The following is a 26,241-nucleotide window of genomic DNA, read 5'->3' as shown; positions in this document are numbered from 1 at the left end:
GTTCACACTGTTCTTTCTGCTCATCACGCACATCCCCCCACATCATCGGGCACACGTCGACGTGCGCCCGTTTCTCCGAACCATCTACGTCGCACGGAGCACGGGACGCGGCCGGCCGAAGGCAGCCGGACACAGCAACATGCTCACGTTTCTCGCGCCGACCGCCCCTCGGGACGGCCGGACGCCCAGGGAACGCGACGGAAGGCGCGCCCCTCCCTTGACGAGAGCCACAGGACCAGGGACGGCACGCCACTTCTTCCGCGCGGACCCCGGCGACCGCCGCGTGATCAGAGGAGCGTCGCCACGGCGGCGGGAAACATCTCGGAAAGAAAGGGACCGCTGTTCCGCCCCCGGGGCCACCTCATTCCCCGACCGAAATGCCGGGCGCTCCGCGGATTCGGGCGGTCACGAACCCGCCGGACTTCGCGGCGCGCCTCGTCATCACGGGGATTCACGGGGATTCACGATGAAGCACGTCAACAGGGTGTCACGGGCCGCGCCGCGCCACCCCACCCAATTTGACCGAAACCACCCTTTCGCGCTAAGTCGAGTGTCGGGGGCGCGGCGGCGGTCACCCACCCCCTACGCTGACGGCGTGACAAATGATCTTGAGTGTCCAGGGGCGACGCCCAGCACCAGGGCGCCAACCGGCCGGTGACACGCTCGACGCGAGCCCTCCCCGCGTCCGTCACCCCACCCCCGAAAGGACAACCCGTGTCAGCACAACCGCACGTGAACAACCTCAGCGCCCGGGTCGCCGCCTACGTCCAACCCGACGGCGGCTGGTTCCTCAACAACGCCGGCTGGATCACCGGCGCCGAACGCACCGTCCTCGTCGACACCTGCGCCACCGAGAGCCGCACCCGACGACTCCTCGACGCGCTCAGCGCCCACAGCTCCAGCCCCCACGTCCCCCTCACCGCCGCGCTGACCCACAGCCACGGCGACCACGCCAACGGCGCCAGGCTCATCACCGAGTCCGGCGGCACCGTGCTCGTCACCGAGACCGCCGCCAAGGAGATCGCCAACGGCCCGCACACCTACCCGCAGGTCTTCGCCTGCGAATCCTGGGGCGACATCACCCCGCCCGAGAACACCACCGCCATCACCGACGCCACCCGCGTCGACCTCGGCGGCGGCAACACCGTGGAGGTCATCCCCGTCGCCCGGCCCGCCCACACCCACGGCGACCTCGTCGTCTGGCACCCCCACGACGGCGTGCTGTTCGTCGGCGACCTGCTCTCCCACGGCGTGGTCCCCCTGGCCCTGCACGGCTCCGTGGCGGGGTGGCTGTCCACACTGGACTGGATCGACGAGGTCGGAGCCCGCTGGCTCGTCCCTGGGCACGGACCGGTCGCGTCCGCCCGTGACGGCCTCGTCACGAGGGTCGCCGACTACCTGCGCTGGCTGCTCGACACCGCGTCCACCCTCGACGACCCGGCCGACCCCGAGCCGGAACGGCGGGCCCGCGCCCGGTGGGCCGACTGGCTCGACCCCGAGCGGCACGCCGTGAACCTCCGCGTCGCCCACGCCGAGGTCCACGGCTACCCGGTCGACGTGCCGGCCGCGCTCGCCGCGATGCTCACCGCCGCCGGAGGACAGATCACCCTCGATCTCTAGGCGCGCCACGGTGGACAGCGACGACGCCGGGCGTTCCCCGAGTGGTGGCCCCGAGTGGTGGCCCCGAGTGATGGCCCCGAGTGATGGCGGAGTCCTCCGGCTACCCTCACGACATGATCACCACCTGGGAACCCACCGCGCCCGGCGTGCTGCGCCTCCCCTCCGGCCGGCTCGTGCGCGGACGAGGGCTGCGCCACCCCCTCCCGCCCGGACCCACGCCCTCCTTCGCGGTGTACCTGCTGGGGCACGAACCCCCGGCCGTCGACTGGGAAAGCCGGTGGCTGCGGTGGCCCGACTTCTGGCTGCCGTCCGACAGGGCCGAGGCCTCGACCGTGCTGCGCGAGGCGTGGGAACGCGCGGAGAACGAACGGGTCGAAGTGGCGTGCGGCGGCGGATTCGGTCGCACTGGCACCGCGTTGGCCTGCCTCGCGGTGTTGGACGGAGTTCCGGGACGGGAGGCCGTCGCCTACGTCCGACAGCATTACGCGCGCCGTGCCGTCGAGACGCCGTGGCAACGCCGCTTCGTCGCCCGATTCTCGTAACGACCCGCTTTCCGAGCGACTGTCGGTCAGTCGGTCATTGCCGAACCTGTCGACGCGAGGTGGCATTGCCCCGCCGTCCCCGCTGCGACTCGTCGGTCACCCCGCACCCACAAGTGATCAACGGTTACGTCGCCTTCCTCGAAGGCGCCGCGTTGTCGATCACAACCACCGGAGCGCGGGTGCTCAGGATGTTCGCCAGTCGCTACCATCACGGACACTCCGCCGCACACAGAGTTCTCCCCGGGACAAACCGAGCACACGACATCGATTGGGGCAGCACCGTTGGCACGGAAAGTGGTTGTGAACCTTGTCGACGACCTGGACGGCTCCACCGGCAGCGACATCTCCCCGGTGCGCTTCGGCCTCGACGGAGTCGACTACACGATTGACCTGACCGCGTCGAACGCGGCCAAGCTCCGGGACCTCCTGGAGCCCTATGTCGCCTCGGCCCGCCGCGCGCGGGGGTCGCGCAAGGCGCGCGCCGCCACGGCGAGGGTGACCACGGCGGCCTCGGCCAGGACCACGTCGGCCGCCGCGCCGACTGTCACGGAGGACGCGACGACAACCGAGAACGTCGTGGCCCCCTCGGCCAGGGCCGCGTCGAGGTCCTCCGCCAGGTCGTCCCCGAAGTCCCCGAAGTCCTCGGTGAAGTCGGCTCCGAAGTCGGCGACGACGAAGTCCGCGCAGAAGGCAGAGAAGGCGGAGAAGCCCGCGTCGAAGACGAAGGCGAAGGCGCCGAAGGCCGCGGAGGCGGAGCCGAAGGCGACCAACAGGGAGGAGGGCCGGGCCATTCGCGAGTGGGCCGCCGCCAACGGGCACGCGGTGGCGGAGCGGGGACGGATTCCGACCAACGTCGTCACCGCCTACCACTTGGCCCACCAACCCGACATCCGCGCGGCGATCTTCTCCGGCTGACCGCCGACCGACCCCGCCCATCCCGAGCGCGCGGCTCGGGCGCCTTTCCACGGCTCCGACACGTCCGACTCCGTCTTCTGTCGTTGTGCCAGTGCTTTCGAGCCGCCGCGCGGGAACTCTCACGCCCCGGTCCGGGAAACCACGTCCGGGAAAAGCGCTCGCTCGACCGGATTTCCTTTCCGGTTACCGTCAGCTCCGGCGCGCCCCGCGCGTCACGACGTCAGGCACCGCTCGCTTCAGGCACCGCTCACTTCGGACACCGCTCACTTCGGACACCGCTCACTTCGGACACCGCTCGTTTCAGACGCCGCCTCGCCGCTTCCATTCCGGTGATGTGACACCGCAGAACTCGTTCCACGCGAGGCAGTAGGCCCGCGACTCGGGCCCGAGTCGCCACCACAACGCGCTCAGGTCAGATCCCTGGCCCCGGCAGTGAGAAGTGCTTCGAGGAACCCCCTGGCCGAGGCGGCCTGTTCGGTCTCGTTTCCCTCGATCACGACCTTCTCGACGATCTCCAGACACCGGTCGACCTCGTGATCGGTCAGTTCGTCGACGCGTGCGACCAGTTCCCTGCCCATCTCCACGAGCGTCAGGACCATCAGCTCCTCGCCCCACGGGCAGCCAAGGATGTCGCTCAGTTCCTGCGCCACGAAGGCCCAGGCTCCCGCTTCCGCACCGACTCCCCTTCCCGACCCTCCTGCTCCTCCTGGCTCTGGTCCCCGTCGCGGGCGAGCAGTCGGGTGAGGACGCGGGCGAGTTCGTCGGCCGGCTGGTCGGGCAGGGCGGGGACGCGCCAGGCCACGAACCCGTCGGGCCGGACGAGGAGCGCGCCGTCGTCGGCGATCCCGACGACGTGCGGCCACCGCCCTTCGGGGTCGCTCACCTCGGCGTCCGGGGCGATCCGGTGGACCACGAGGTCCACGCCGAGCCGGGCGGCGGCCTCCGCCGCTGCCGGCGTCCAGTCGGCGCCCTCGGCTCCGGTCAGCAGACAGAACCGGGACGCGACGAGATCCAGGGTGGACAGTCGCCGCCCGTCCCGTTCCAGCCAGAGGTGAGGAATCCTCGACCCCGGGGTGCCGTCGAGGTTGGGTTCGAGGTCCTCGGTGGACACCAGCTCCGGCCGGGGGTCGATCACGGCGCGGGAGTCGTAGCGGTATCCCCAGTGGACGACCGGGGCGTTCACGACGCCGGCGGCCGCCCGCGCGGCCGCCGCCTCGGGGCCCACGCCCCAGTGCAGGCGCGGATCAGCGAGTCGGGACAGCGCCTGGTCGAGGGTCAGCGCCGCGACGGGACGCCGTTCGGCCTCGTAGCTGTCCAGGAGCGCCGGGCCGGCCTGGCCCGTGTGGACGGCGGCCAGCTTCCACGCCAGGTTGTGCGCGTCGGCCACGCCGGTGTTCATCCCGAACGCCCCCAGGGGTGGGACCGCGTGCGCGGCGTCGCCGACCAGGAAGACCCTGCCGACCCGGAAGCGGTCGGCGAGCACGCCCCGCATCCGCCATGACTGGGCGCTGAGCACCTCGACGTCGAGGTCCGGGTCTCCCACGGCCGCGCGGATCAGGGTCGTGCAGCGCTCGGGCGTGAAGTCGGCGGGGGCCTGTCCTCGTGCGGGGTCGTACTCGACGTGGAACGTCCATGTCGTCTTCCCGTCCACCGTCATCAGCAGGCCGGGGGAATCCGGGTTGGTGACCGTGCACGAGACGAAGGCGCGGCCTCCGGTGTGCTCGCGGAGGTCCGCGCGGAACAGGATGTTCATCTTCGGGTTGCCGAGCCGGCCCGGCCCGGAGGTGCCGACGCCCAGCGCGTCCCGGACGCCGCTGCGCGCGCCGTCCGCGGCGACCAGGTAGTCCGCCTCGACCACCTGCTGGCCCCCGGAGCAGGAGAGGAGCGCGGTGACGCCGTGCTCGCCCTGCTCGAAGTACACCAGCCTGGTCGAGTACCGGACGTCGGCCCCGCGTTCGGTGGCCGCCCGCAGCAACACGGAGTCCAGCCGGTCCTGCGAGCAGATGCCGCGCAGTCTGGCCGGGCTGTGCTGGGCGAACCACTCGCTCACCTGGCGGTCCCCCGAGGAGGCGGTGCTCGCCGTGGCCGTGAGCCCGGCACTGGCCAGGGTCGGGGCGGAGATCTTGCCGAGGCTGTCGGCCGTCATGTCGACGGCGGCATCGTTCACCGCGTCCTCGACTCCGACCTCGCGGAAGAACTCCATGGTGCGCGGTCCGACGCCGGTGGCGCGGGGGTGGGCGGAGGGACCGGCCTGACCTTCGACGACCAGCGTCGGGACGCCGTGGTGGGACAGGAACAGCGCGGTGGCGAGGCCGACGGAGCCGCCACCGGCGATGAGGACCGGGATTCGGGTGGATGACACGGGCGCCCCCAGTTATGGATACAGTGTTCTCACAACGGCTACACCGTAGCCATGGGGTTACGATGCCCGCAAACGGGTGACGCGTGGGGAGGACGTGATGGCTGGTCAGGAACATCAGCCCGGCGTCGTGTGGAACCGGGATCGCCGGGTCCCCCGCCGCCAGGCCCCGAGCGTGGAGCGGATCGTCGCCAGGGCGGTGGCCATCGCCGACGCGGAGGGGCTGTCCGCCCTGTCGATGCGCCGGGTCGCCGCCGACCTCGGCTCGGGGACGGCCTCGCTCTACCGGTACGTGGCGAGCCGGGACGAGCTGCTGGACCTGATGATCGACGCGGTGCGCGGCGAGGAGGAGCCGCCGGCGCTGACCGGCGACTGGCGCGCGGACCTGACGGCGGTGGCGCGGCGACTGCGCGCCGACCTGCTCCGCCATCCGTGGCTCGGCTCCGAGCTGACCGGCCGGCCGACGCTCGGCCCCCACTCGCTCCGGCACGCCGACGTCGCGCTCGGGGCCGCCACCGCGCTCACCCCGGACATCACCCTGGCCGCGCACGTCGTCGACACGGTGCTGGCGTACGTCTTCGGATCGGTGGCGGGGGAACTGGCCGAGGCGCAGGCCCAGCGGCGGACCGGGCTGACCGAGGACCAGTGGCGCGCCAGCGTCGGCCCCTACATCCGGGAGGTCATCGCGAGCGGGGCCTACCCGCTGTTCGCGCGGCGGGTCACCGAGGCCGAGGACCCCACCCCGGACCAGCGGTTCGAGTTCGGTCTCGCGTGCGTGCTCGACGGCGTCGCCGCAAGAGTCCACAGTGGAGGGAGGGTCGCCGCGGGGCCGGACTCCCCGCCCCGGCAGTAGTCCGTGTCCTGTCAGGGTTCCGGGTTGCCCTTGCTGATCACGGCGGGGTGGGGCGTGTGAGCGGACGGACAGGGCGTGGGTGCGTCGCCGCGTCACAGACGATCATGACGTGCCGGGCGCCGAACCGGTCGCCCACCGCGCCACCGAACGGCAGGAACAGCGACCTGGTCAGCGCGATCGCCGACAGGATGGCTCCCACCGCGGCTCCGCCGTGCGCCGACGCAGCCCAGAAGAGCGCGAAGAACAGCACGGCGTCGCCGAGGAGGAAGGCGAGTGCCGCGCCCAACCAGACCGAGTACACGGTGGGAAACGCGGCACGGGCGGGCGCGGCACTGGTTGGTGGACAACGTTCGGTCCCCCTGTTTCCGTCGCCCGGCCTTCGCGGACAGCGGTCGACGACTTCCCGAGGTGACGGGTTCGTCGGTCAGAGGTAGCAGGGGGCACCGACTCCGCCGGCGCGACGTGATCGCCGGCGTCGAGCGGGTTCGCCAGGTCAGACGTCGAGGGCGTGACCGGTCGTGACGTCGATGTGGTCGGGGATCTCGTCGTGGCGGTCGCCCACGGTGGGTGTCCCGGCGGGCTCGAACATGAGGATCGCGGCCCCGGAGGGCGCGGACGGCTTGTGCTCCGTGCCGCGGGGGACGGTGAAGACCGACCCCTTCGCGAGGCGGACCGTGCGCTCCCCCGCGTCGTCGCGCAGCGAGAGGAACAGCTCGCCGTCGAGGACGAGGAAGAACTCGTCGGTGTTCTCGTGGACGTGCCAGATGTGCTCGCCCTCGACCTTCGCGACGCGGACGTCGTAGTCGTTGACCCGCGTGACGATGCGGGGGCTCCACAGGGCGTCGAAGGAGGCCAGGGCCTCGCTGAGGACGATGGGTCGGTTGCTCACGAATCCATCGTGGACCGTTCCGCGCGGTCGGCGTGAGTGCTAGGAATCGCACATGCCGCAAGAATCCTCGCACGGGGCTCGCCCGCACCGGGTCGTCGTGATCGTGGACGAGAACTCCAACCCCTTCGAGCTGGGCTGCGCGACCGAGGTGTTCGGGCTGCGCCGGCCCGAGATCGGGCGGGACCTCTACGACTTCGCGCTCTGCTCCCCCGAGCCGAGGACGCTGATGCGGGACGGGTTCTTCACGCTCACCGGCGTCGCCCCGCTGGAGGCGGCCGACACGGCGGACACCCTGATCGTCCCCAACCGCCCGGACGTCGAGGTGCCCCGGCGGCCGGCCGTCCTGGACGCGGTGCGGCGGGCACACGCCAGGGGCGCGCGCCTGGTCGGCTTCTGTAGCGGCGCCTTCACCCTGGCCGAGGCGGGTGTGCTGGACGGGCGTCGGGCCACCGCGCACTGGCAGTGGGCGGACGCCTTCCGCGCGCGTTTCCCGTCCGTCCGGTTGGAGCCGGACGTGTTGTTCGTGGACGACGGCGACATCCTCACCGCGGCGGGCAGCGCGGCCGCGCTGGATCTCGGGTTGCACGTCGTCCGCCGCGACCACGGCGCGGAGATCGCCAACGCGGTGAGCCGTCGGCTGGTCTTCGCGGCGCATCGCGACGGCGGCCAACGCCAGTTCGTGGAGCGGCCGGTGCCCGATCTGCCGGACGAGTCCCTGGCTCCCGTCCTGGCCTGGGCGCAGGAGCGGCTGGACGCCCCGCTCAGCGTGGCGGACCTCGCGGCGCGGGCGGCGGTCAGCCCGGCGACGCTGCACCGCCGTTTCCGCGCGCAGTTGGGCACCACTCCCCTGTCCTGGCTCACCGGGGAGCGGGTGGCGTTGGCGTGTCGGCTGATCGAGCGCGGGGAGGCGCGGCTCGACGTGGTCGCGCGCCGCAGCGGCCTCGGCACCGCCGCCAACCTGCGTGCGGTGATGCTCCGCGAGACCGGCCTGACGCCCTCGGCCTACCGTCGCCGGTTCGGCCCTGGCGCCAAGGCCGGGTGAAGGGGGCTGGGTCCGCTCGGGGGAAGCTCGGATCGGGGGAAGCTCGGAGAAATTCGCCGAGAAGAAAACTCGGAGTAACCCTGGATCACCCATTCGGGCGAGAGCTACCCTCCCTCCAACCGCGCCCGACCCGCGTCGACGAGCCCAGAGCCACCGAGAGCCACTCAGAGCCCCTCGGCGCACCCGACCGACCAGGACTGATCGACCCGACCGCACTCCCCCGCACCAAGAAGGACCCGCATGACCTCACCGGACGACACCGACGCACGCACCACCGGACCGGCCAGCCCCACCTGGACCGGCATGGTCTTCGACGGGACCTGGCGGGCCGGTCGGGCCGGCGCCCTGGACGTCACCGCCCCGGCCACCGGCGCGGTGATCGCCACCGTCGGCGCCGCCTCCGCCGAGGACGTCGACCACGCCGTCGCCGCCGCGAGGAAGGCCCAGCGCGACTGGGCCGGCCTGACCTACGACCAGCGGGCCTCGGTGTTCCACCGGGCCGCGTCCCTGCTGGAGGCCGATCCCGACCGGATCCTCCGGTGGCTGGTCCCCGAGTCGGGGTCGGCGATGGGCAAGGCGCGGTTCGAGGTGGGCCTGGTCGCCTCCGAGCTGCGGCACGCCGCCGCGCTCACGACCGAGCCCTACGGCGAGCTGCTGCGCAGCTCCCGGGAGCGGCTCTCCCTGGCCCGCCGCGTGCCGATCGGCGTGGTCGGCGTGATCACGCCGTTCAACTTCCCCGCGATCCTGTCCATGCGGTCGGTCGCGCCCGCGCTCGCCCTCGGCAACGCCGTGGTCCTCAAGCCCGACCCCCGCACCCCGATCTCCGGCGGCCTGGCCCTGGCCGAACTCCTCGCCGAGGCCGGCCTGCCGGAGGGCCTGCTGCACGTGCTCCCCGGCGGGGCCGACGTTGGCGAGGCGCTGGTGCGGCACCCGCACGTGCCCTGCCTGTCCTTCACCGGGTCCACCGGGGCAGGGCGGGCGATCAGCACGGCCGCCGCGCCCCTGCTCAAGCGCCTGCACCTGGAGCTGGGCGGCAACAACGCCCTGGTCGTCCTGCCCGACGCCGACCCGGAGGCCGCCGCCTCGGCGGGGGCGTGGGGCTCCTTCCTGCACCAGGGCCAGATCTGCATGACCACCGGGCGGCACCTCGTCCACTCCTCGCTGCTGGAGGAGTACGTGGCGCGGCTGACCGCGAAGGCGGAGGCGATCCGCGTCGGCGATCCCACCGACCCGGCCAACGCCCTCGGCCCGATCATCGACGAGCGTCAGCGCGACAAGATCCACGACATCGTGACCAGGACCGTCGCCGGCGGGGCGCGGGCGACCACCGGAGCGAGCTTCGACGGGCTGTTCTACCGGCCCACCGTCCTGGTCGACCTGGCGGAGGACGCGCCGGCGCTCACCGAGGAGATCTTCGGGCCCGTCGCCCCCGTCATCGGCTACGACACGGTGGACGAGGCTGTCGAGATCGTCAACTCCTCGGAGTACGGGCTGTCGGTGTCCCTCCTGACCAGGGACGCCTTCGGCGCGTTGGAACTCGCCGAGCGCGTCGAGTCCGGGGCGGTGCACATCAACGACCAGACCGTGGACGACGAGGCCGTCGCGCCCTTCGGCGGCATGAAGGCGTCCGGGGTGGGCGGCCGGTTCGGCGGCAAGGCCAACATCGACACCTTCACCGAACTCCAGTGGATCACGGCCCAGAGTCGCATCCAGTCCTACCCGTTCTGATCCGCCTTCGCGAAGGACGGCCCGCCGGCGAGATCGTTGGCGGGCCGTCCTTTCTCGACCACACCACGAGAAACCCCAGGCTCGACACCGGCCTCACGCCGCCCGCGTCGTCCGCGGGAAAGTTCCCTGGGCACGCTCCCGGTCTCGGGAAGGGGTCCGCCGGGATGACGAGACAGCCACGGTCCACAAAGGACGGTGCGGCACTCCGACGTCGGGGATGAGGGATCAGGTGGCCAGTGTCATGGACAGCCATCCCAGCGACGCGCCGAACTCGCGGATCTCGCGGGGCTGGTCGGGCTGACAGGCCCACTGGATGAGGTCGGTGTCGGCGACCAGGTCGGCCGCGCTCCGGCGGGTCTCCTCGTCGTCCGGCGGTGACGCCCTGAGCGCGTCGCGGAGCCGGAGGACGGGTTCGACCAGCGGGAGCAGCTCGGCGGGTGGACGGCTTCCCGGCGTGAAGACCCGCCGCGCGCTCTTGATCACCATCATCGCCGCCAGCCACGAACTCTGCCAGGTCCCGGCCTCGTCGTTCGGCGGTCGCATGAAGCCAGAGTAGACATCGCGCCGAGGGAACGGCACGCGTCGGGCCAACTCGGGCGCCAGCCATTCCGATGGCCGGTGCCCGAGTTGACCCTGTGCGCGGGCGGACCTGACGAGAGCCTGCCTACCTCGCCCGGCCGACGCCGAGGGCGTGGCGAACGGTCGTGGGATCGTTCAGCACGTCGAGCATCGCGTGGGCGAGGTCGGCCCGGCTCAGGCTGCCTCCCGGCACGCTCGCCTCCAGGGCGGTGCGGTAACCCACCGCCGGTTTGTCGGTCAGGTACGGGGGACGCAGCACCGTCCACTCCGCCGTGCTCGCGCTCAGGGCGCGTTCCATCAACTCCAGGTCCACATAGACCTCGCGGAAGACGGCGCGAACGATCGGGAGAACCGTCGCACGGAACCACAGCGGCTCCCCCGCGCCGGTGCGGAGCACGGGCTGGGCGCTGACCGCGACGATGCGGCGCACGTCGGCGTCGGCCATCGCGGTCAGGATGCTCCGGATCGCGGTCGAACAGACACGCGTGGTGTCCTTCCGACCTCGCGGCCCCAACGCCGACACCACGGCGTCCGCGCCCGACAGGGCGGAGGCGAGGGACGAGGGGTCGAAGACGTCGGCCACGACCACGCTGAGCGCGGGGTGGTCGAGCGGGAGGCGGCTCCATGCGCGGACGACGGCCGTCACCTCGTGTCCCGCCGTCAGCGCCTGGCGGACGAACGCCTGACCGGTGCCTCCGGAGGCTCCGAACACAGTGAGTTTCACGCGTGGCTCCCCGACTGTCGAAGACCGGCGAACGTCAGGCCGGCGAAGGTCAGGACCCACGCCGCGCCGGCGAGCATGAAGGCGACGCCCAGACCGGTGAGCGGCAGGGCGCCGGTGACCGCGAGCGGGAGCATCACCGCTCCGGACAGGGCGTTGGCCGCGATGGCGGCGCGGGCGAGCCCGGCGGGAACGCGCGGGTAGCCGGCGATGAGGCCGAGGGCGGCGGCTCCGCCGAGCATGCCGATCCCGATCGGCGCGAACCAGTCGCCCGGCAGGCCCAGCGGGTCGGCGAGCCACCGGCCGCCCGCGAGCATGACCGCGCCGAAGACGGCGGTCCCCACGCCGTCGACCCGCAGGCTACGCCGGAGCAGGTCGGGTGTGCCGTCGCGAGGGGTGGCTCCCCGCGCGGCCCGCGCGGTCATGACGCTCATACGGATCTCCTCGGTCGACCCTCCGGCCCCTGGTCGGGACCTGTCTGGACAGACCGTGTCAGGAGCGGGGCATGCCTTCAATGACCTCGGAGGTCATGACGACTGTGATCTACGCCCGGTCGTCGGCACGCCGGGGACGCCGGGGACGCGACCATCCCGTGTGGACTGTTCACCGGTCGACGCGACAGGCGCTGGCCCCTGCCGGCCCGTAGGAGGTGTCCTCAAAGCTGGTGTGGCTGGACTGGTGTGATCTTGCGGCGTGGCACGCGCGCACGGTGACCGGCGAGCGCGGCAGATCGAGCCGTTGTTGCCCGCCTTCGACGCGAAAGGACTCCCACCGGTGAGGCACCGGATGACCAACAGGATGACTGATCACGGCGAAGACGGGTGCGGCGTGACCTGCCGGAACGCAGAGGCCAATCCTGGGAGAGGCGACGACAACCAGTTCTGACAGTGATCACGCGCCGAAACCCTGACCACTCTGGCGACAAGTGTGCGGTGATCGCCGAGGTGAACAACGAACGCGACCGGGAGGTCCCGGTCGGCTCCAACACCGTGCGCCCCGTCCACCAGCACACCGCCGGCGCGCCACACCTCCGCGCCCGCCACAGGGAGGCGGATCGTGCGACGGGCACCGTAAGCCACGTGATCACATCATCTGGCCACCCTGCTCATCTGGCTTTGGGGACAGGCACTAGCTGCCGAACGGGATCCGCTCGCCCGGCTCCACGCAGCGCACGCGGTCGGCGAGCCCGCGCCGGCGCACCGCCTCCTCGAACTCGGCGCGGGGCGAACGGAACACCGTGTAGTCCTCGGTGTGCACCGGAACCGCGGTGGTGGGCTTCATCAGGTGAAGCCACTCGGCGCCCTGCTCGCCGTCCATGGTGACCATGATCCCGCCCGGCAACGTGGTGCCGCCGAGGTGCACCACCCCGAGGTCGAGGTGCGGGTACCGGGCCGCGATCTCGCGCAGGCCGTCGAACATCAGGGTGTCGCCGCTGAGGTAGACGCGGCAGTCGACCTCGCCGGAGACGTCGCCGAACTCCAGCAGGCTGCCCATCACCGGGGGCAGCAGCCATTGGATGGGGCCGGGCGCGTGCCGCCCCGGCAGCGAGGTGACGCGGACGGCCGTGCCGCCGCTGACCAGGAGCTGTGACTCCCACGTCGCCAGCCCGCTGGCCCTGCGGAATCCGTGCCAGCCCTGAAGCCGGCGGGCCGCGTGCGGGGTCGTCACGATGGGGATTCCCCGGTCGAGCGCGCGCCGCGCGACGCGGTCCCAGTGGTCGCCGTGCAGGTGGGACAACACGACCGCGTCCAGCTCCCCGAGCTGGTCCGGGGACAGGGCGGGCTCGGTCAGGCGCTTCGCGCTCAGGCCCCACCCCAGGTAGGCGCGCTGGCCGCGGTGCAGGAAGTTCGGGTCGGTGAGGAGTCGCAACGACCCGTACTCGATCAGGACCGTGGCGTTGCCGATGAAGGTGAGCGCGCCGGAGGGCACGCCCGGCGGCTACCCCTGCCCTTCCCGGTCGAAACCCGGCGGGTCGCTGGCCGGCCGCTGGTGGAGCGGGTCCGTGTCCTGTGGCGCACGCGGCACGGCCTCATGGCGTCAGGTCGAGCGAAGCGGTGCCGTAGTGGACGGCGAGCCGGGACCCGTCGCTGACGAGGCGGGCTCCCTCCAGACCGATCGACGGGTGGGTCAGCGCGGTCGCGAGGCCGCGCAGCGGCCCGATCGGCCAGTGCAGACGCCAGTGGTCCAGGTGGCCCCAGAGGAAGCCGTGTCCGTTCCGCGTCGCCGCCGGACTGAAACCGAGTTTGTCCACACGCCACAACCCCTGCGGATGCGCACAGGTCAGCCGGACGAGCAGGGCCGCCAGCAGGTGCTCGGCGTCCTGGCTCATCGGCGGCAGCCGGTGCAGCAACTCCTCCTCGACCGGCTCCAGCGGCGGGCTGTCGTGGGCCAGCGCGTGGAACCGGCGGAGTCGGGCTCGTTGTTCCTCGTCCTGTCGAACGGGGAACGGCCGCTCCTCGCGCGGGAGCCGGGGTTCGACGCGGATGACGGCCTTGCTCGGGTGGTGGTACAGGAAGAAACGGTCGGGCCAGTCGCTGCTCACGACCCTGAGGCCGGGCAGGCCCAGGACGCCGGTCCTGTTCCACAGGCACAGGGTCGTGACGAGCACGCCCGGGGCGCTGGTCCGCAGCACCAACTGTTCGTGGTGGGCGGACACGAGGTCCAGCGGAACCAGGCTCCACCACACGTGGCGGTGGGCCACGGCCGAGGCCGTCGGGTCGTGCGGGTGTCCGGTGGTGAGCAGGAACAACGCCAGCAACGCGCGGAGACGGCGTTGTTGCGGGAGGCAGTGGTCCAGGCCGTGCGAGCGGTCCCTGCCGACGCCGCGCGCGGCCTCGACGTGGGTCTCCTGGGTGTAGCGACAGCGGGTCACGATGAGCTGCCGACGAGCGGACGCGGGCACGCGGGCTCCTTGTACCGGTCGGGCTGCCCGGACAGCCCAGAGCACGCGCCACCGCACCGGGGATGGCTGGTCGACAGGGGAGGACGGACGAGGTAGGTGCCCCACACCTTCTCACCGCTGCGCGTCGTCCGGGCGAGCCAGCGATACCGGAGCCTCGCACCCCGGCACGGGGCGAAGGCTATCCCCGTGACGGAAATTCCCACAATGGAGATCACCTGTCCGAGTGACGATTCACCGAATGACCACACAGGAGCGGGCCAGGTTCTCCTTTGCCCCTCACTGGCGTGACGCCCAATCGAGCGGCACACATCCTCTTCCCACTCGCTCCGCCACACGGCGACAGCGCGGACCCTGTGCTGATGGCGCTCTTCCCTGCCACCTCCCCGCCCCAGAACGGTCCTGGCGAGCACCGGTACGCGGTCGTTCACGGCCCGGCGAGCGTCAACGGCGGGAGTTCTTCCTGACGTCGTCCCCGAGTCCCCGACGCGTCCGCGCCGGCCGGGACCTCGCCGCCAGCCTCACTCTATCGAGTGATCCCCGGCGACGGAAGAAGCGAGTTCGTCCGCCCATGCCCAGCGACGCGCCGACACCGGCTCACGGCGACCACTTCCCGACAGTCCACTGTGGAGCCGCCAGGTGCGGGGCGACCCTTCGCCGCCAGCCCTGCCCTGACTTCCCTTCAGAGAAGGAAAACTCACAGAAACCTCACAACCAGCGCGACGCACCCGTGCGCACCGGAACGTACGATCACCCTTCTGCCCGCTGACCATTCTCCGACGGAGCCGGGACACCCCCGCCAGACCGGAACTGGCCGGGCGCGACACCGAAGTTCCGCTTGAAGGCGTGGGAGAACGCGAACGCCGAGCCGTAGCCGACCTGCCGTGCGATGGCGGGCAGCGGCAGGTCGGTCTCCCGCAGGAGACGAGCGGCGATCGTCATCCGCCACCAGGTCAGGTAGGCCATGGGCGGTTGCCCGGTGAGCGCGGTGAACCGCCGGGCCAGCGTCGCCCGCGACAGGCCCACGCGAGCGGCGAGGTCCTCGATCCGCCACGGCTCCGCCGGGGCCGCGTGGAGCGCTTCGAGCGCGGCGGAGATCTCCGGATCGTGGAACGCGCGCGGCCAGGCTCCCCCGGGATTCTGGGCGAGCCAGGCCCGCACCATGTAGACGAGCAGCAGGTCGAGCAGGCCGGAGAGCACGACGTGCCGGCCGGGCTGGTCGCCGTGCACCTCACGCCCGAGCAGGTCGACGGCCGCACGCAGCTCGGGATGCCGCCCGACCTGGGCGGGCAGGTGGATGACCTCGGGCAGCCCGGTCATCAGCGGATGCGCGCGAGAGCGGTCGAACCGGTACTTGCCGCACAGGAAGTCCACGGAACCGTCCGGCTCGTCGACCGCCCGGTCGACGGTCACCGCGCCCCTGGCGCTCGGGGAGTCGGACAGCACGTGGGCGCTGCCGTGCGGCACGAGGACGATGTCACCCGGCCCGAGCGGGATCGGTTCGGCGCCGTCGGGAATCACCCACGCGTTGCCACGCAGCACCACGTGGAACCCGGCCCCGTCGTAGGGCGCGATCCGGTAGCACCACCCCTCTCCCGCCCGGAACCGGTTCGAGAGGGGCCGCCCGGTGCGCATGACCTCGATCGCGTCGCTCAGCACGTCCACCGGCGCGAGCGTAGTCGCAGCGTTGAGACGATCGCGCATCAGATCGCGCGGATCGCGCATTGGAACGCGCACACCCACTGGCTAGCGTTTGCCGCGTGCACAGCTTCCAACTCGGCGACGTCACGGTAATTAGGGTGATCGAATGGCAGGGCGGGTTCGCCCCGCCTCAACACCTCGTCCCCGGCAGCCCACCGGAACTCTGGCGCGACAACGAGTCCTGGCTCGCGCCGGACCACTGGCGACCGGAGACGGACACCTGCCACGGCACCGTGCAGACCTGGGTCCTGCGCAGCGAGGGCAGAACCATCCTGGTCGACACCGGGGTGGGAAATGACCGTCGTCGACCGCGGAACCCGCTGTTCGACCACCTGAGGACCGACTACCTCGACCGACTGGCGGACGCCGGTGTTCGTCCCTCCGATGTGGACATCGTCGTCAACACGCACCTCCACGCCGACCACGTCGGCTGGAACACCGAACTACGCGACGGCCAGTGGACGCCGACGTTCCCCCACGCCACCTACCTGATCCCCCGAGCCGACCAGGTGTTCTACGACCCGGACAACGCCCACCGCCGGCCGGCTCCCGGGGACGAGACCGAACGACTGCGCAGGGAAAGCGATCTGCTGGTCTACGCCGACAGCATCGCACCCGTCCTCGCCCAGGCGGTGCTGTGGGAGGGCGGCTACCGCATCGACGACAACCTCACCCTTGAGCCAGCCCCGGGGCACACGCCCGGTTCGTCGGTCCTCCGCCTGTCATCGGGCACGGACCGGGCGGTGTTCGTCGGCGACGTGGTGCACACCCCGGTCCAGCTCCTCGACCCCAGCCACAGCAGTTGTTTCTGCGAGGACCCGGACGAGGCGACCACGACGCGTCGCCGCATCCTCGTACGCGCCGCCGACAACCGGGAACTCGTGATCCCGGCGCACTTCGCCGGGTCTGGCGTGGCCGAGGTCCGCCGCGACGGAACCCGCTTCCGCATCACCGGCTGGCCTACCGGGACGGCCTGACCACCGCCGGCCCGGAGGGAGGGAAACCTGGCTACAGGTCATCGCCATAAATCTTCGAGCGATCCCAGCCCGGTGGCGGAGGTCCGAGCACGTCGAATTCCCCGCGGACCCACGAGAGCAGGAAATCCTTGACCTTCTCCGGCATGTCCGCGTTTTCCAGGGCGCGCGTCAGATCCGAATGCACCGCGCCCACCGCCCGCGCGGCGGTCAACTGGTGGACCAGCGGCACCGAGTCAGGCAGGACCAGCGGGAAGTATCCGTGTGCGATTGATTCCAGATAGGGAAGGAGAAGCAGCATCATGGGAGCGAGCGGAGCCTGGCTCCACGGAGCCTCCTCGATCGTGTAAGCGATACCTGATCGCCCACGCAGGCTGTCAGCCGTGAAGTCCGTCCACCAGCGTTCATCAGAGATCCACGGACGGCCCGCCTCGATGAGGGCGTCACAGAACGGCGCGGGCTCAGGAGCATGACGCCCGGCAGCGAAACCCGTGCGAAGCAGGCGTTCGGCCTGGGAAGAGTAGGAAAAGACAAGAAAGGTATCGCAGAGATAGAGAGGACCCGGCCCGAACTCCGCGACGAGGCGAACAAGGCCAGATCCAGCGTGGATCGATTTCCAAGGACCGCGTTCAGCCCACTGCTCCACTTCCTCCACGTACCGCCTCGTCAGCTCGCCATGAACCTCCCTCCATGCCCGGCAAATCCGGTCGTCCACGTCGGGGTAGCGCGTGGACATGTGGACAATGAAGTGCAGGGCGAGGCCACTACCCGACTCGACGTGCCCAGCCAATATGGCCGTGACAAGCCTCTTCAAAACGGGCAGGTTTCCAGGGGAGCAGCGGTACATCACACTGTATAACGCACCATTCAGGGCCTCCATTCGCATGAAGGTCGAGGATCCAACCCAGTAGTGGAAACGATCCGAAACGTCACCTTCGAGCGCGGCCTCCAAGGCGGCTTCCACCACGTCGTGGATCACGTCGTGACCAGGATGGACATAGCCGAGGGCGCGAGCGGCGAAACCAAGAAGCCGCCCGGGTTGCTCGGAGTCGCCGCCCGCCTCCGCCAGGGCCAGACGCAACAGGTCGTCGACGCCACCGTCGATGTTGCGGTCCAGGAGCTGTAAGGCGATCTGGGCCACCACGTCCCACTCACCGGCCAGAATCCGTGGACGCAACGCCTCCCACAGCCGTTCGGGTGTGGGGTGGGTGCGGACGAGATGCTCGGCGGCGAAGTACTCCATGAACGTCCGGTGTGTGAAGCCGTAGCAGGGCTCCACGTCGGTCGCGCCGACGTCGGTGAGAATCCATGCGCGACCGGTGCAGAACTCCACGAACTGCTCAGCCGCCGCCAGCGCGTCGTCCTCGTCGAACTTCTTCGCCATCAGGTGCCGAGCCAGGATCCGCACAATCGCGTGTCGCGGCAACGCCTTCCCCGACTCCTCGGCGCGGAACAACTCCCACGCGAGATACTGCACGGCCGCGCGCAGCCGGCCGTGGAACTGCATGGGCGGGGAGATGCCCCGCATCGAGTCCCACCGATCGAACAGCATGATCGCGCAGCGTTCGTAGATCTGTGCCAGGTTGTGCGGGATGTAGTACTCGCTGGAGTACATCGCGCACAGGAGCGCCAACAGCAACGGGTTCGACCGGAGGTCAGCGATCCCCTTGCTCTCCTTCAGGAACGAGTCGGCCATCCTGGCCCGGTCGCTCTCAGCGGTGCTCTCGTCCAGCGCGAACCATCGCTCGACGTACTGGCGGACCTGGTCGTCGCCCATCTTCGACACGACGCCCACCCGGAACAGCCTCGGATCCAGCGGCGCGTCGGAGTAGCCGATACGCCGGGCCGTGACGAGCACGGGGACCAGCGGGTATCGGCTGACGAAACCTTCGACGAGCTGGACGACCTTGCGGCGCAGCTCGGGCTCGACCAGCTCGTCCAAGCCGTCCAACACCACCACTGCCCGCCCGTTTCGCAACAGGTAGTCGACGGCGTGCGATGGCGGTTCGAGGTTGTACGGGTCGCCGCAGATCCGTTCCAGATAGTGCGCCAACCCCTTGCCACCCTCGCGGAACGAGCTGGTGAAGTTGCGCAGGACCAACAGGAACGGGACGCGGCCCTCGGCGCCCGCCACCCGGTCGCACGCCACGTCGTGGGCGAGCTTCGAGGCCAGGGTCGACTTGCCCGCGCCCGGATCGCCGAGGATCACCGACCGTCGCCCGGGTAACGCCAGGGCCATCAGGTCGGGAACGTCCTGGTGTTCCTGTTCGGGGCACAAAGTCGGCTCGACGTAGAGCTGCTCGTAGGGCACCGAACGGCTGACCCCGAGGTGTGGCAGGCGCATGTGTCCATGGACGGCGGCCACCAGGTCGCGGAGCTGCGCGGCGAAGGTGTGGATCTCCGAGAGGTCGCCGATCTCCCGTAACAGGCGGGAGTTCGCGGCCGCGGCGGCGACCAGGTGGCCGGCCGCGGCCGCTGTCGTCGGGTCGAGATGGTGTCGAACGGTCTGGTCGACGGTCTCGTTCGCAGCGGTGGTCAGGCTGTCGAACAGCACGTCGGCCGCGGTGACCAGCAACTCGGGACGAAGCTTGACGACGTTGTGGAGACCCTGACGCAACTCGTACCGGATGTTGACCTTCAGCCCCTCCCACGGGACGTCGTTGAGCAGCCGGCCGAGGGTGAACTGGAGCGCGATCTCCTCGAAGTCGGGCGAGAGAAGGTACTCGCCAAGCCGGTGGATCTCTTCCGGATCCAGCTCCGCGAGGAAGCCCTCGGCGACCCGGGTGGACACCAACGCCCGGGTGTCCTCCCGCAGTCGGCTCCTCGCGCGGCGACCGCGCACGGTGCCGAGGAGCTTCTGTCCCACCTGCACGAGCACTCGCGCCACAGGTGCTTCCAGTCCCGACGCCACCCGCCCCCTCCCCTGCCACACCGCGGACCCGCGACTCGGGTCGTGTCGATCAGACAGCAGTATGGAGGAGATCGGAATCGCCGTGGTGACAACGGACACCTCACCCGCTGCAAGCGTCAGCGGTCACGTGGGGTGGCTCGGGTGAGCATCAGGGCGGAGGTCACGGCCACCACGGCGATCATGCCTGCGGCCAGCCAGAACGCGAGCTGGACGGCATCGAGTGACGCGGCGGCCGGCATCAAGCCGGTGTGGCCGCCGGTGGCGAAGGTGTGGAGAAAGGTGGTGCCGAGGACCGCGATGCCCAGCGTGCCGCCGAACTGCTGGACGGCGTTGAGCAGGCCGGCGGCCGAGCCGGTCTCGTGGGGCCGGACCCGCGACAGGGCCGTGGTGAAGAACGGGACGGTGAAGAGGCCGTTCCCGATCCCGCCCACGGCCAGCGGCACGAGCAGGAGCCACGGGTACGCGCCCGGCCGGGCGGTGGCGTAGACGGCGATGGCCGAGAGCAGCCCCACGAGCAGGAAGACCAAGCCGGCGCCCATGACCCGGGAGCCGTGGCGCGGGACCAGGTGGGCGCCCGCGACCCAGGAGGCGACGGCCATGCCGCAGGACCACGGCAGCAGCGTCAGCCCCGCCGTGAGGACGTCGCTGCCGAGGCCGAGTTGCACCTGCATCACGATGACCACGGACAACCCGGTCGTGGCGGCGAAGAACAACGTCGAGGTCACCAGTGCCGCCGGGAAGCCCCGGTCACGGAACAGGCTCGGCTCGACCAGCGGCGTCCGGCCACGCCGGGCGCGCCTCCGCTGGTGCAGACCGAACCCGACCAGCACGACGACACCGAACACCAACGCGCCCCAGGTCCAGCCTGGCCAGCCGAGGGTGTCGCCCTGGATGAGCGGGTAGACCACCAGGCCGGTCCCCACCACCACGAGCGCGGTGCCGGGAAGATCCGATCCCGGGGAGTGCGCGGCCCTGTCCTCGCGCAGGAACGGGGCGGTGGCGAGCACGAGCATGGCCAGCGGAACGTTGACCAGGAAAACCGCGCGCCATGACGAGCCGAACAGGTCGGCGTGGGTGAGCACGGCGCCGAGCACCGGACCGCAGATCGCGGCCAGGCCCATCACCGGCCCGATGCTGCCCATGGCCCTGGCCAGCTCCGGCCCGTCGAACAGGGCGCGGATGAGCCCGATGGTCTGCGGGATGACCAACGCGGCGGCGGCGCCCTGCACGGCGCGGGCCGTGATCAGCATGCCGGGGCCGGTCGCGAGCCCGCAGGTCACGGAGGCGAGCACGAACCCGACGACGCCGACGAGGAACACCCGTCGCCGGCCGAACCGGTCCCCGAGCCGGCCGCCGTTGACCAGGAGCACGGCGAACGGCAGCGTGTAGGCCGCGCCGAACCACTGGATGTCGGACTCGGCGCCGCCGAGGTCGGCGTGGATCACCGGCGCGGCGACGGTGACGATCGTGGAGTCCAGCAGGTTCATCGCCTCGGCCACCAACAGCGAGGCCAGGGCGACCCATCGCCACCGTGCGGCGGCGGCCTGCCCGGTCTTCTCCAGCAACAACATGATCGTTTCCTCGTCTCGGAGACTGTTCGCGGGGACTGTTCGCGGGGACTGTTCGCGGGGACTGTTCGCGGGGACTGTTCGCGCGGAGCAGCCTCACCCGGGCGACGAGGTGTGTTCCACTGATCGCGCCCAGCACGAGGATTCGTTCCTCAGACGCGCGCCAAATGAGAAAATGCGCTCATGCTGGACGAGCTGGACCGAGGTCTGATCCACGCGCTGCACGTCGACGGGCGCGTGCCGTTCAGCCGGGTGGCCGAGGTGCTGGGCGTGTCCACCCAGACCGTGACCCGCCGCTACCGACGCCTGCGGGTGGAGGCGGGGCTGCGGGTGGTTGGGCTCGCCGACCCGGCGCGGGCGGGCGAGGTCCAGTGGATGGTCCGGCTCACCACGACCCCGGCCACCGCGCAGGCCCTCGCGCACTCCCTGGCCCGCCGCCCCGACACGTCGTGGGTCAAGCTGACCTCGGGGGGCACCGAGATCTTCACCATCGTCCACGCCCCGCGGGGCGCGGAGCCGTCACGATCGCTCCTGCTCCACGACATCCCGCGCAGGAGCGGCATCACCGCCGTGTCCGCGCACTGCCTGCTCCACACCTACCTGGGCGGCCCCACCGCGTGGTCGGGACGCCTCCGGGCGCTCAGCGAGGAGCAGCGGGAGCGGCTGCGTCCCGACCTCCCGCCCGCCGGCGAGGACATGCCACTAACGAGCGCCGACCACGACCTGGTCAACGTCCTGCGGCACGACGGCAGGGCCAGCTACGCCGACCTCGCGGCGGCCACCGGCTGGTCGCAGGCGACCGTGGCCCGTCGCCTGGCCGACCTCCGCGCCCGAGGCGTGGTCTTCTTCGACGTCGAGGTCGACAGCACGGCCTTCGGCGTCGGCACGCAGGCGCTGCTGTGGATGCGCATCGCGCCGGCGCACCTCGACCACGTGGGGACCGTCCTCGCCACGCACCCCGAGCTGGCCGCCGTGGTCGCGACCACCGGCCCGACCAACCTGCTCGCGCAGGCGTTGTGCTCGGACCCGGCGGACCTGCACCGCTACCTCACCCGGGGGCTCGGCGGTCTCGACCAGATCCTCTCGATCGAGACCGCCCCGGTGCTGCACACCCTCAAGGCGACCGGTCATCTCCTACCCGTCGCGACTCCCCCGTCACCGCCGGCGCACCGGCGGAGGCCCTGAGGGCGACCGAGAGGCACGGGGGCGAGGCACGGGGACTCAGTCGAGCTGGCGCAGGACCTCGTCGAGCCGCTGCGCCACACCGGTGCGCCAGCCGCCGCCCATGATCGAGCGGGCACGCCGCTGGAGCGGGTTGTCCGGGTCGAAGCCGTCGTGCACGAGGAACAGCCGGGTGCCCCGCCCCTCGGGCTGGAGCGTCCAGGTGATCGTCCAGTCCGCGGCGTGGGGGCCGTCGGGGTCGGCGTCCCGCCACGCCACGCGCAGCATGCGCTCGACCTCGAACGCCAGCACCTCGGCGTGGACGGTGCCGGAGAAGCCCGTACCCGGCATGGGCGTTCCCCGCATGGTGTAGCGGTGGCCGACCTCCAACCGGAAGTCGCCGGGCATCAACCACTTCGCGATCAGCTCGGGCTCGGTGAGAGCGCGCCACACCTTGGCCGGCGGGTGCGCCAGGAACTGGTCGACCCTGATCGTGGTCAGGTCGTCCTGGTCAGGGTTCTCGGGTGTCATCGTCGCCGTCCACCTCGTGGGTCTCGTTCACGTCGCCGACGTCGCTGTCGCCCTTCGCGCCGCCGACGTGGTCGTCGTCGTCGTTGTTGTCGTTGTTGTCGTTGTCGTGGTCGTCCATCTCGTCCAGGAGGTCGCGCAGGCCACCCAGCTTGTCCCGCCAGAACCTCTCGAACGGGTGGAGCCACTCCCGCACCTCGAACAACGCCGTCGCCTCCAGCCGGTACAGGCGCTGCCGCCCAGCCCTGGTCTCGCTGACCAGGTCCGCCTCCCGCAGCACGCGGAGGTGCTCGGAGAAGCTGGGGCGGGCCATGTCGAAGTGCGCGGCCAGCTCGTTGACCGGTCGCGGTCCGGTGTCCCGCAACAGGCGCAGCACCTCGCGGCGCACCGGGCTCGCCAACGCCGCGAACACGCGGTCGCTCGGCGCCTCACCGGGCACATCCCGGTGTCGGCGCGGACGGGACCGTGACGTCTCCATCGGTCGGTCGGCCATGCCACGACAATAGGTAGGAAAATTCCTACGTGTCAACCGGGCCTCGGAACCCGCCTCCGGCCCGACCTCCGATCCCGCTCGGCGTCTGGTCCACTGGTCGGATGCGCAACGATGATCAACTCCTGCGGGAGCAGGACGCGCTCCAGACCGAGGCGGACGAGGTCGGCGCCGATCTGGAGCTGAAGACGCTGCTGGGCGGGCTCGGCGACCCGGTGCGGGTGGGCAGCGCCGCCCTCGGGCTGATGGTCGGACGGGACCTGGACGTCACAGTCATCTGCCCGAGGCTGGACGAGGCGACCACGGCCGAGGTCGCCCAGGTCGGGGCCCGGCTCGCCGTGCACCCCCGCGTACGGGAGGTGCGCTTCCGGGACGACACCGGGCACTGGAACACCGACCCGACGTACCCGGACGGCCTCTACCTCGGCATCCACTACCGCTCTCCCCGCGACCACGACTGGACCCTGGACATCTGGTTCGTGGACGAGCCGGAGCGGCAGCCCGACCTCGCCCACCTCAGGTCGCTGCCCCCTCGACTGACCGCCGACGCCCGAGCCACGATCCTGCGGATCAAGCGGGAGCTGGCGGCGCGACGGAACACCGAGCGGGTGCCCAGCTACGAGGTCTACCGCGCGGTGCTCGACCACGGGATCGGCTCCACCGAGGAGTTCGACCGGTGGCGGGAGTCCGAACAGGACTGAGAATCGCGGCCAGGGCGCCTGAGTGTCCACAGAGGACGAAAAAGAGGCGGCGGGCCGCTCACCAGGGTGAGCGGCCCGCCCCTTCCGGAACATCCGTCGTGTCCGGTCAACCTCAGCGCACGTTCCACTTCGACGGCGGCCTGATGTTGTTCCTCTCGCAGTACTCGGCGATGAAGTTCCGCCGGATGCGCTCGCCCTGCTCGCCCATCCCCTCGGTCTGCTGACGGATCTCGTTGAGCAGTTGGGCGGTGTGCTCCCGACGCTCCGGGGGAAGGTTGTTCACGTGCTGCTCGACGGTCTCCCACGGCACGTTGGCGAAGCGACGGACCATGCTGTCCTGGACGGTGTACCGCTCACGCGGGTTGTCGGGATCGAGACGGTTCTCGTTGTTGAGCACGTTGTGGTACTCGAGCACCGTGATCTCCGTGTTGGCGTTGGTGTGCCCGTCCTGGTGCTGCCGGATGTGCCCCATCTCGTGGAACAGGGTCTGGGGTGGCTGACCCTCCGCCAGGAAGAGCACTTCGGACTGCGGCAGGTAGGCGCCGCCACCGACGCCCTCCGTCGCCTGCTGGTACACCGAGGAGTTGGCGGTCTCGGGGTCGTCCATCGGCAGGCCCAGCACCTCCCCGATCGGCCGGGTGTCGGTGTCGGCGATCCCGACCCGGTGCTCGGGGGGAAGTTGGTTCACCGGCGTGCTCATCCTGGGCACCATGGTGCCGCCCGGATTGTTCGGGTCCGGGATGGTCGGCGGGATCCGCAGGATCGGGACCTGACGGTTCGGGTCGATCCCCATCCGCTGCCGGTAGTCCGCGACCTGCTCCACCAACGGCCGGGGGTCCGGCGGCTGGGTCGGCCGCTGCTGGGACGGCCCGGGGTCGCCGGGCGGGCGCGACGGCCCACCGTTGTTCCCCGGCCGGCCCGGGCCACCACCCGGCCTTCCCTGACCGCCACCCGGACGGCCGGGGCCACCGCCCGGCCGGCCCCCCATGGGAGGCGGCGGCGGGGGCGGGGCACCGTGTCCCGCCGAACCCCTCCCCGGCGGAGGCGGGGGTGCGACGGGCGGACCCGACGGGGGCGGCGGCGCGCTCGACGCGGTCGTGGTCGTGACGCCCGACCCCGCCGGCGGCCTGTGCGTCGACGGCGGAGGAGGAGGCGGCGGCGCCACGGGCGGACCCGAGGACGGCCTGCCGCCCGAACCCCCAGGAGCCTGACGCACCGGTGGAGGCGGCGGAGGAGGCGGCGCCGACGACGGGGACGTCGTGTCGCCGCCCGTCGTGGTGGGAGGTGTGCGCACCGGAGGAGGCGGGGGCGGCGGTGGCGCGGAGGACGGAGACGTGGTCGTGTTCGCGCCGGTCGACGGCGGCTGACGGACCGGGGGCGGCGGAGGAGGTGGCGGCGCGGAGGACGGGCTCGTCACCGAGTTGACCGCCGGCGGGGTGATCCCGTCCTGGTGCATCGAGTTGAGCGTGGACGCGATGTTCTGGTCGAGCTGCGACGTGGAGTTGAAGGTGGCCCGCACGCCGGCGCCCGCGTTCGACGCGGCCGTCGCCGCGTCGCGGAGGGTGTTGCCCGCCTGCGTGATCGAGGTGTTCACCTGCCCCGCGATCGTCGCGCCGACCAGCCCGTAGGAGCCGGGCGAGAGCTGGTGCTGCTGCACCCCCACGCTCAGGGTGTTCAGCCTGCCCTCGATGTTCGACAGGTGCTGCGTCATGCCGTCGATCGACGACGGGACCATGCCGAGGCCGGACGTGCCCTGAGGGAGCCCGGTGTCTCCCGGGCGCGTGGAGGTCCCGCCGGGGGTGCCCGAGTTGTTGTTGACCCGGGGCGGGGGCGGCGGAGGTGGCGGGGGCGGGTTCCCGTTGTTCGGGGGCGGCGAACTCGTCTCACTCGGAGGCGGGTTCGTTCCGGTGTTGGCCGGAGGCGGGTTCGTCCCGGTGTTGGCCGGGGGCGGAGGTGGGGGCGGCGGAGGTGGCGGGGTGGAGTTGCCACCACCCGTGGAGGAGCCGTGACTGTTCTTCGGTGCCATGGTTGTCGTGGTTCTCCTGGCCTGACGGGAAAAT

26 protein-coding genes are annotated in these 26,241 nt (G+C 71.2%); 11 read left to right on the top strand and 15 right to left on the bottom strand.

Annotation, left to right across the window (positions count from 1 at the left end; translation table 11 throughout):
• Window positions 1–714: 714 nt before the first annotated feature.
• From LX15_RS01335 to LX15_RS01325, 3 genes are all read left to right on the top strand, one after another.
• Window positions 715–1,620 carry an MBL fold metallo-hydrolase gene (locus LX15_RS01335; protein ID WP_253667571.1) on the top strand — a complete coding sequence of 302 codons (906 nt, stop codon included), beginning with the start codon at window positions 715–717 and terminating at the stop codon, window positions 1,618–1,620.
• Between the two features lie 113 nt (window positions 1,621–1,733).
• The gene (locus LX15_RS01330; RefSeq protein ID WP_253667570.1) at window positions 1,734–2,162 is read left to right on the top strand and encodes a protein-tyrosine phosphatase family protein; all 429 of its coding nucleotides are present in this window, start codon (window positions 1,734–1,736) and stop codon (window positions 2,160–2,162) included.
• 294 nt (window positions 2,163–2,456) lie between these two features.
• Window positions 2,457–3,077: a histone-like nucleoid-structuring protein Lsr2 gene (locus LX15_RS01325; RefSeq protein WP_308213387.1), complete on the top strand. Its 621-nt coding sequence runs from the start codon at window positions 2,457–2,459 to the stop codon at window positions 3,075–3,077.
• Between the two features lie 407 nt (window positions 3,078–3,484).
• On the opposite strand, the gene LX15_RS01320 is transcribed toward LX15_RS01325, so the two are convergent.
• Complete coding sequence (locus tag LX15_RS01320; RefSeq protein WP_253667568.1) at window positions 3,485–3,727, bottom strand: hypothetical protein; 243 nt, start codon at window positions 3,725–3,727, stop codon at window positions 3,485–3,487.
• Window positions 3,712–5,439 carry an FAD-dependent monooxygenase gene (locus LX15_RS01315; protein WP_253667567.1) on the bottom strand — a complete coding sequence of 576 codons (1,728 nt, stop codon included), beginning with the start codon at window positions 5,437–5,439 and terminating at the stop codon, window positions 3,712–3,714. The genes LX15_RS01320 and LX15_RS01315 overlap by 16 nt, the downstream gene beginning before the upstream one ends.
• A 97-nt stretch (window positions 5,440–5,536) precedes the next feature.
• Here LX15_RS01315 and LX15_RS01310 point away from each other — a divergent pair, with 97 nt between their 5' ends.
• A complete protein-coding gene (locus tag LX15_RS01310) occupies window positions 5,537–6,289 on the top strand; it encodes a TetR/AcrR family transcriptional regulator (RefSeq protein ID WP_253667566.1) in 753 nt (250 codons plus the stop codon).
• 37 nt (window positions 6,290–6,326) lie between these two features.
• Here the strand turns inward: LX15_RS01310 and LX15_RS01305 are convergent, their stop codons facing one another.
• Window positions 6,327–6,590 (bottom strand): hypothetical protein, encoded by a 264-nt coding sequence (locus LX15_RS01305; protein ID WP_253667565.1) that lies wholly within the window; start codon window positions 6,588–6,590, stop codon window positions 6,327–6,329.
• 192 nt (window positions 6,591–6,782) lie between these two features.
• The gene (locus tag LX15_RS01300; RefSeq protein WP_253667564.1) at window positions 6,783–7,178 is read right to left on the bottom strand and encodes a cupin domain-containing protein; all 396 of its coding nucleotides are present in this window, start codon (window positions 7,176–7,178) and stop codon (window positions 6,783–6,785) included.
• Window positions 7,179–7,230: 52 nt separating this feature from the next.
• Between LX15_RS01300 and LX15_RS01295 the strand changes: the two genes are divergently transcribed.
• Entirely contained in the window at window positions 7,231–8,220 is a 990-nt protein-coding gene (locus LX15_RS01295; RefSeq protein WP_253667563.1) for a GlxA family transcriptional regulator, read from the top strand.
• Window positions 8,221–8,460: 240 nt separating this feature from the next.
• On the top strand, window positions 8,461–9,948 hold the full coding sequence (locus LX15_RS01290) for an aldehyde dehydrogenase family protein (protein ID WP_253667562.1): 1,488 nt from the start codon (window positions 8,461–8,463) through the stop codon (window positions 9,946–9,948).
• Between the two features lie 225 nt (window positions 9,949–10,173).
• On the opposite strand, the gene LX15_RS01285 is transcribed toward LX15_RS01290, so the two are convergent.
• From LX15_RS01285 to LX15_RS01260, 6 genes are all read right to left on the bottom strand, one after another.
• Window positions 10,174–10,491, bottom strand: coding sequence for a hypothetical protein (locus LX15_RS01285; RefSeq protein ID WP_253667561.1), 318 nt, complete (start codon window positions 10,489–10,491; stop codon window positions 10,174–10,176).
• A 121-nt stretch (window positions 10,492–10,612) separates the two neighbouring features.
• On the bottom strand, window positions 10,613–11,251 hold the full coding sequence (locus LX15_RS01280) for an NAD(P)-dependent oxidoreductase (RefSeq protein WP_253667560.1): 639 nt from the start codon (window positions 11,249–11,251) through the stop codon (window positions 10,613–10,615).
• Entirely contained in the window at window positions 11,248–11,682 is a 435-nt protein-coding gene (locus LX15_RS01275; protein ID WP_253667559.1) for a hypothetical protein, read from the bottom strand. Before LX15_RS01275 ends, LX15_RS01280 begins: the two co-directional genes overlap by 4 nt.
• A gap of 694 nt (window positions 11,683–12,376) precedes the next feature.
• Window positions 12,377–13,177 carry an MBL fold metallo-hydrolase gene (locus tag LX15_RS01270; RefSeq protein WP_253667558.1) on the bottom strand — a complete coding sequence of 267 codons (801 nt, stop codon included), beginning with the start codon at window positions 13,175–13,177 and terminating at the stop codon, window positions 12,377–12,379.
• 100 nt (window positions 13,178–13,277) lie between these two features.
• Window positions 13,278–14,150, bottom strand: coding sequence for a hypothetical protein (locus tag LX15_RS01265; RefSeq protein WP_253667557.1), 873 nt, complete (start codon window positions 14,148–14,150; stop codon window positions 13,278–13,280).
• Window positions 14,151–14,897: 747 nt separating this feature from the next.
• On the bottom strand, window positions 14,898–15,812 hold the full coding sequence (locus LX15_RS01260; protein WP_253667556.1) for an AraC family transcriptional regulator: 915 nt from the start codon (window positions 15,810–15,812) through the stop codon (window positions 14,898–14,900).
• A gap of 95 nt (window positions 15,813–15,907) precedes the next feature.
• Between LX15_RS01260 and LX15_RS01255 the strand changes: the two genes are divergently transcribed.
• The gene (locus LX15_RS01255) at window positions 15,908–16,825 is read left to right on the top strand and encodes an MBL fold metallo-hydrolase (RefSeq protein WP_253667555.1); all 918 of its coding nucleotides are present in this window, start codon (window positions 15,908–15,910) and stop codon (window positions 16,823–16,825) included.
• Between the two features lie 31 nt (window positions 16,826–16,856).
• On the opposite strand, the gene LX15_RS01250 is transcribed toward LX15_RS01255, so the two are convergent.
• Complete coding sequence (locus LX15_RS01250) at window positions 16,857–19,733, bottom strand: NACHT domain-containing protein (protein ID WP_253667554.1); 2,877 nt, start codon at window positions 19,731–19,733, stop codon at window positions 16,857–16,859.
• Between the two features lie 116 nt (window positions 19,734–19,849).
• Window positions 19,850–21,304, bottom strand: coding sequence for an MFS transporter (locus tag LX15_RS01245; protein WP_253667553.1), 1,455 nt, complete (start codon window positions 21,302–21,304; stop codon window positions 19,850–19,852).
• A 180-nt stretch (window positions 21,305–21,484) separates the two neighbouring features.
• Here LX15_RS01245 and LX15_RS01240 point away from each other — a divergent pair, with 180 nt between their 5' ends.
• A complete protein-coding gene (locus tag LX15_RS01240) occupies window positions 21,485–22,486 on the top strand; it encodes an Lrp/AsnC family transcriptional regulator (RefSeq protein ID WP_253667552.1) in 1,002 nt (333 codons plus the stop codon).
• Between the two features lie 36 nt (window positions 22,487–22,522).
• On the opposite strand, the gene LX15_RS01235 is transcribed toward LX15_RS01240, so the two are convergent.
• Window positions 22,523–22,993, bottom strand: coding sequence for an SRPBCC family protein (locus LX15_RS01235; RefSeq protein WP_253667551.1), 471 nt, complete (start codon window positions 22,991–22,993; stop codon window positions 22,523–22,525).
• Window positions 22,974–23,483: a metalloregulator ArsR/SmtB family transcription factor gene (locus LX15_RS01230; protein WP_443729315.1), complete on the bottom strand. Its 510-nt coding sequence runs from the start codon at window positions 23,481–23,483 to the stop codon at window positions 22,974–22,976. The genes LX15_RS01235 and LX15_RS01230 overlap by 20 nt, the downstream gene beginning before the upstream one ends.
• 101 nt (window positions 23,484–23,584) lie before the next feature.
• On the opposite strand from LX15_RS01230, the gene LX15_RS01225 reads away from it, so the two are divergent.
• A complete protein-coding gene (locus LX15_RS01225) occupies window positions 23,585–24,181 on the top strand; it encodes a hypothetical protein (RefSeq protein ID WP_253667550.1) in 597 nt (198 codons plus the stop codon).
• A 112-nt stretch (window positions 24,182–24,293) separates the two neighbouring features.
• Here the strand turns inward: LX15_RS01225 and LX15_RS01220 are convergent, their stop codons facing one another.
• Window positions 24,294–25,007 (bottom strand): hypothetical protein, encoded by a 714-nt coding sequence (locus tag LX15_RS01220; RefSeq protein WP_253667660.1) that lies wholly within the window; start codon window positions 25,005–25,007, stop codon window positions 24,294–24,296.
• Window positions 25,008–25,602: 595 nt separating this feature from the next.
• Between LX15_RS01220 and LX15_RS01215 the strand changes: the two genes are divergently transcribed.
• Both LX15_RS01215 and LX15_RS01210 read left to right on the top strand, forming a co-directional pair.
• Complete coding sequence (locus tag LX15_RS01215) at window positions 25,603–25,809, top strand: hypothetical protein (RefSeq protein WP_253667659.1); 207 nt, start codon at window positions 25,603–25,605, stop codon at window positions 25,807–25,809.
• Between the two features lie 138 nt (window positions 25,810–25,947).
• Window positions 25,948–26,190: a hypothetical protein gene (locus tag LX15_RS01210; RefSeq protein ID WP_253667549.1), complete on the top strand. Its 243-nt coding sequence runs from the start codon at window positions 25,948–25,950 to the stop codon at window positions 26,188–26,190.
• Window positions 26,191–26,241 lie beyond the last annotated feature (51 nt).

The organism is Streptoalloteichus tenebrarius, from assembly GCF_024171885.1.
Lineage (GTDB): Bacteria > Actinomycetota > Actinomycetes > Mycobacteriales > Pseudonocardiaceae > Streptoalloteichus > Streptoalloteichus tenebrarius.
Note: the sequence above shows the minus strand (reverse complement) of the source record. Positions and strands in the feature narration are given on the sequence as shown.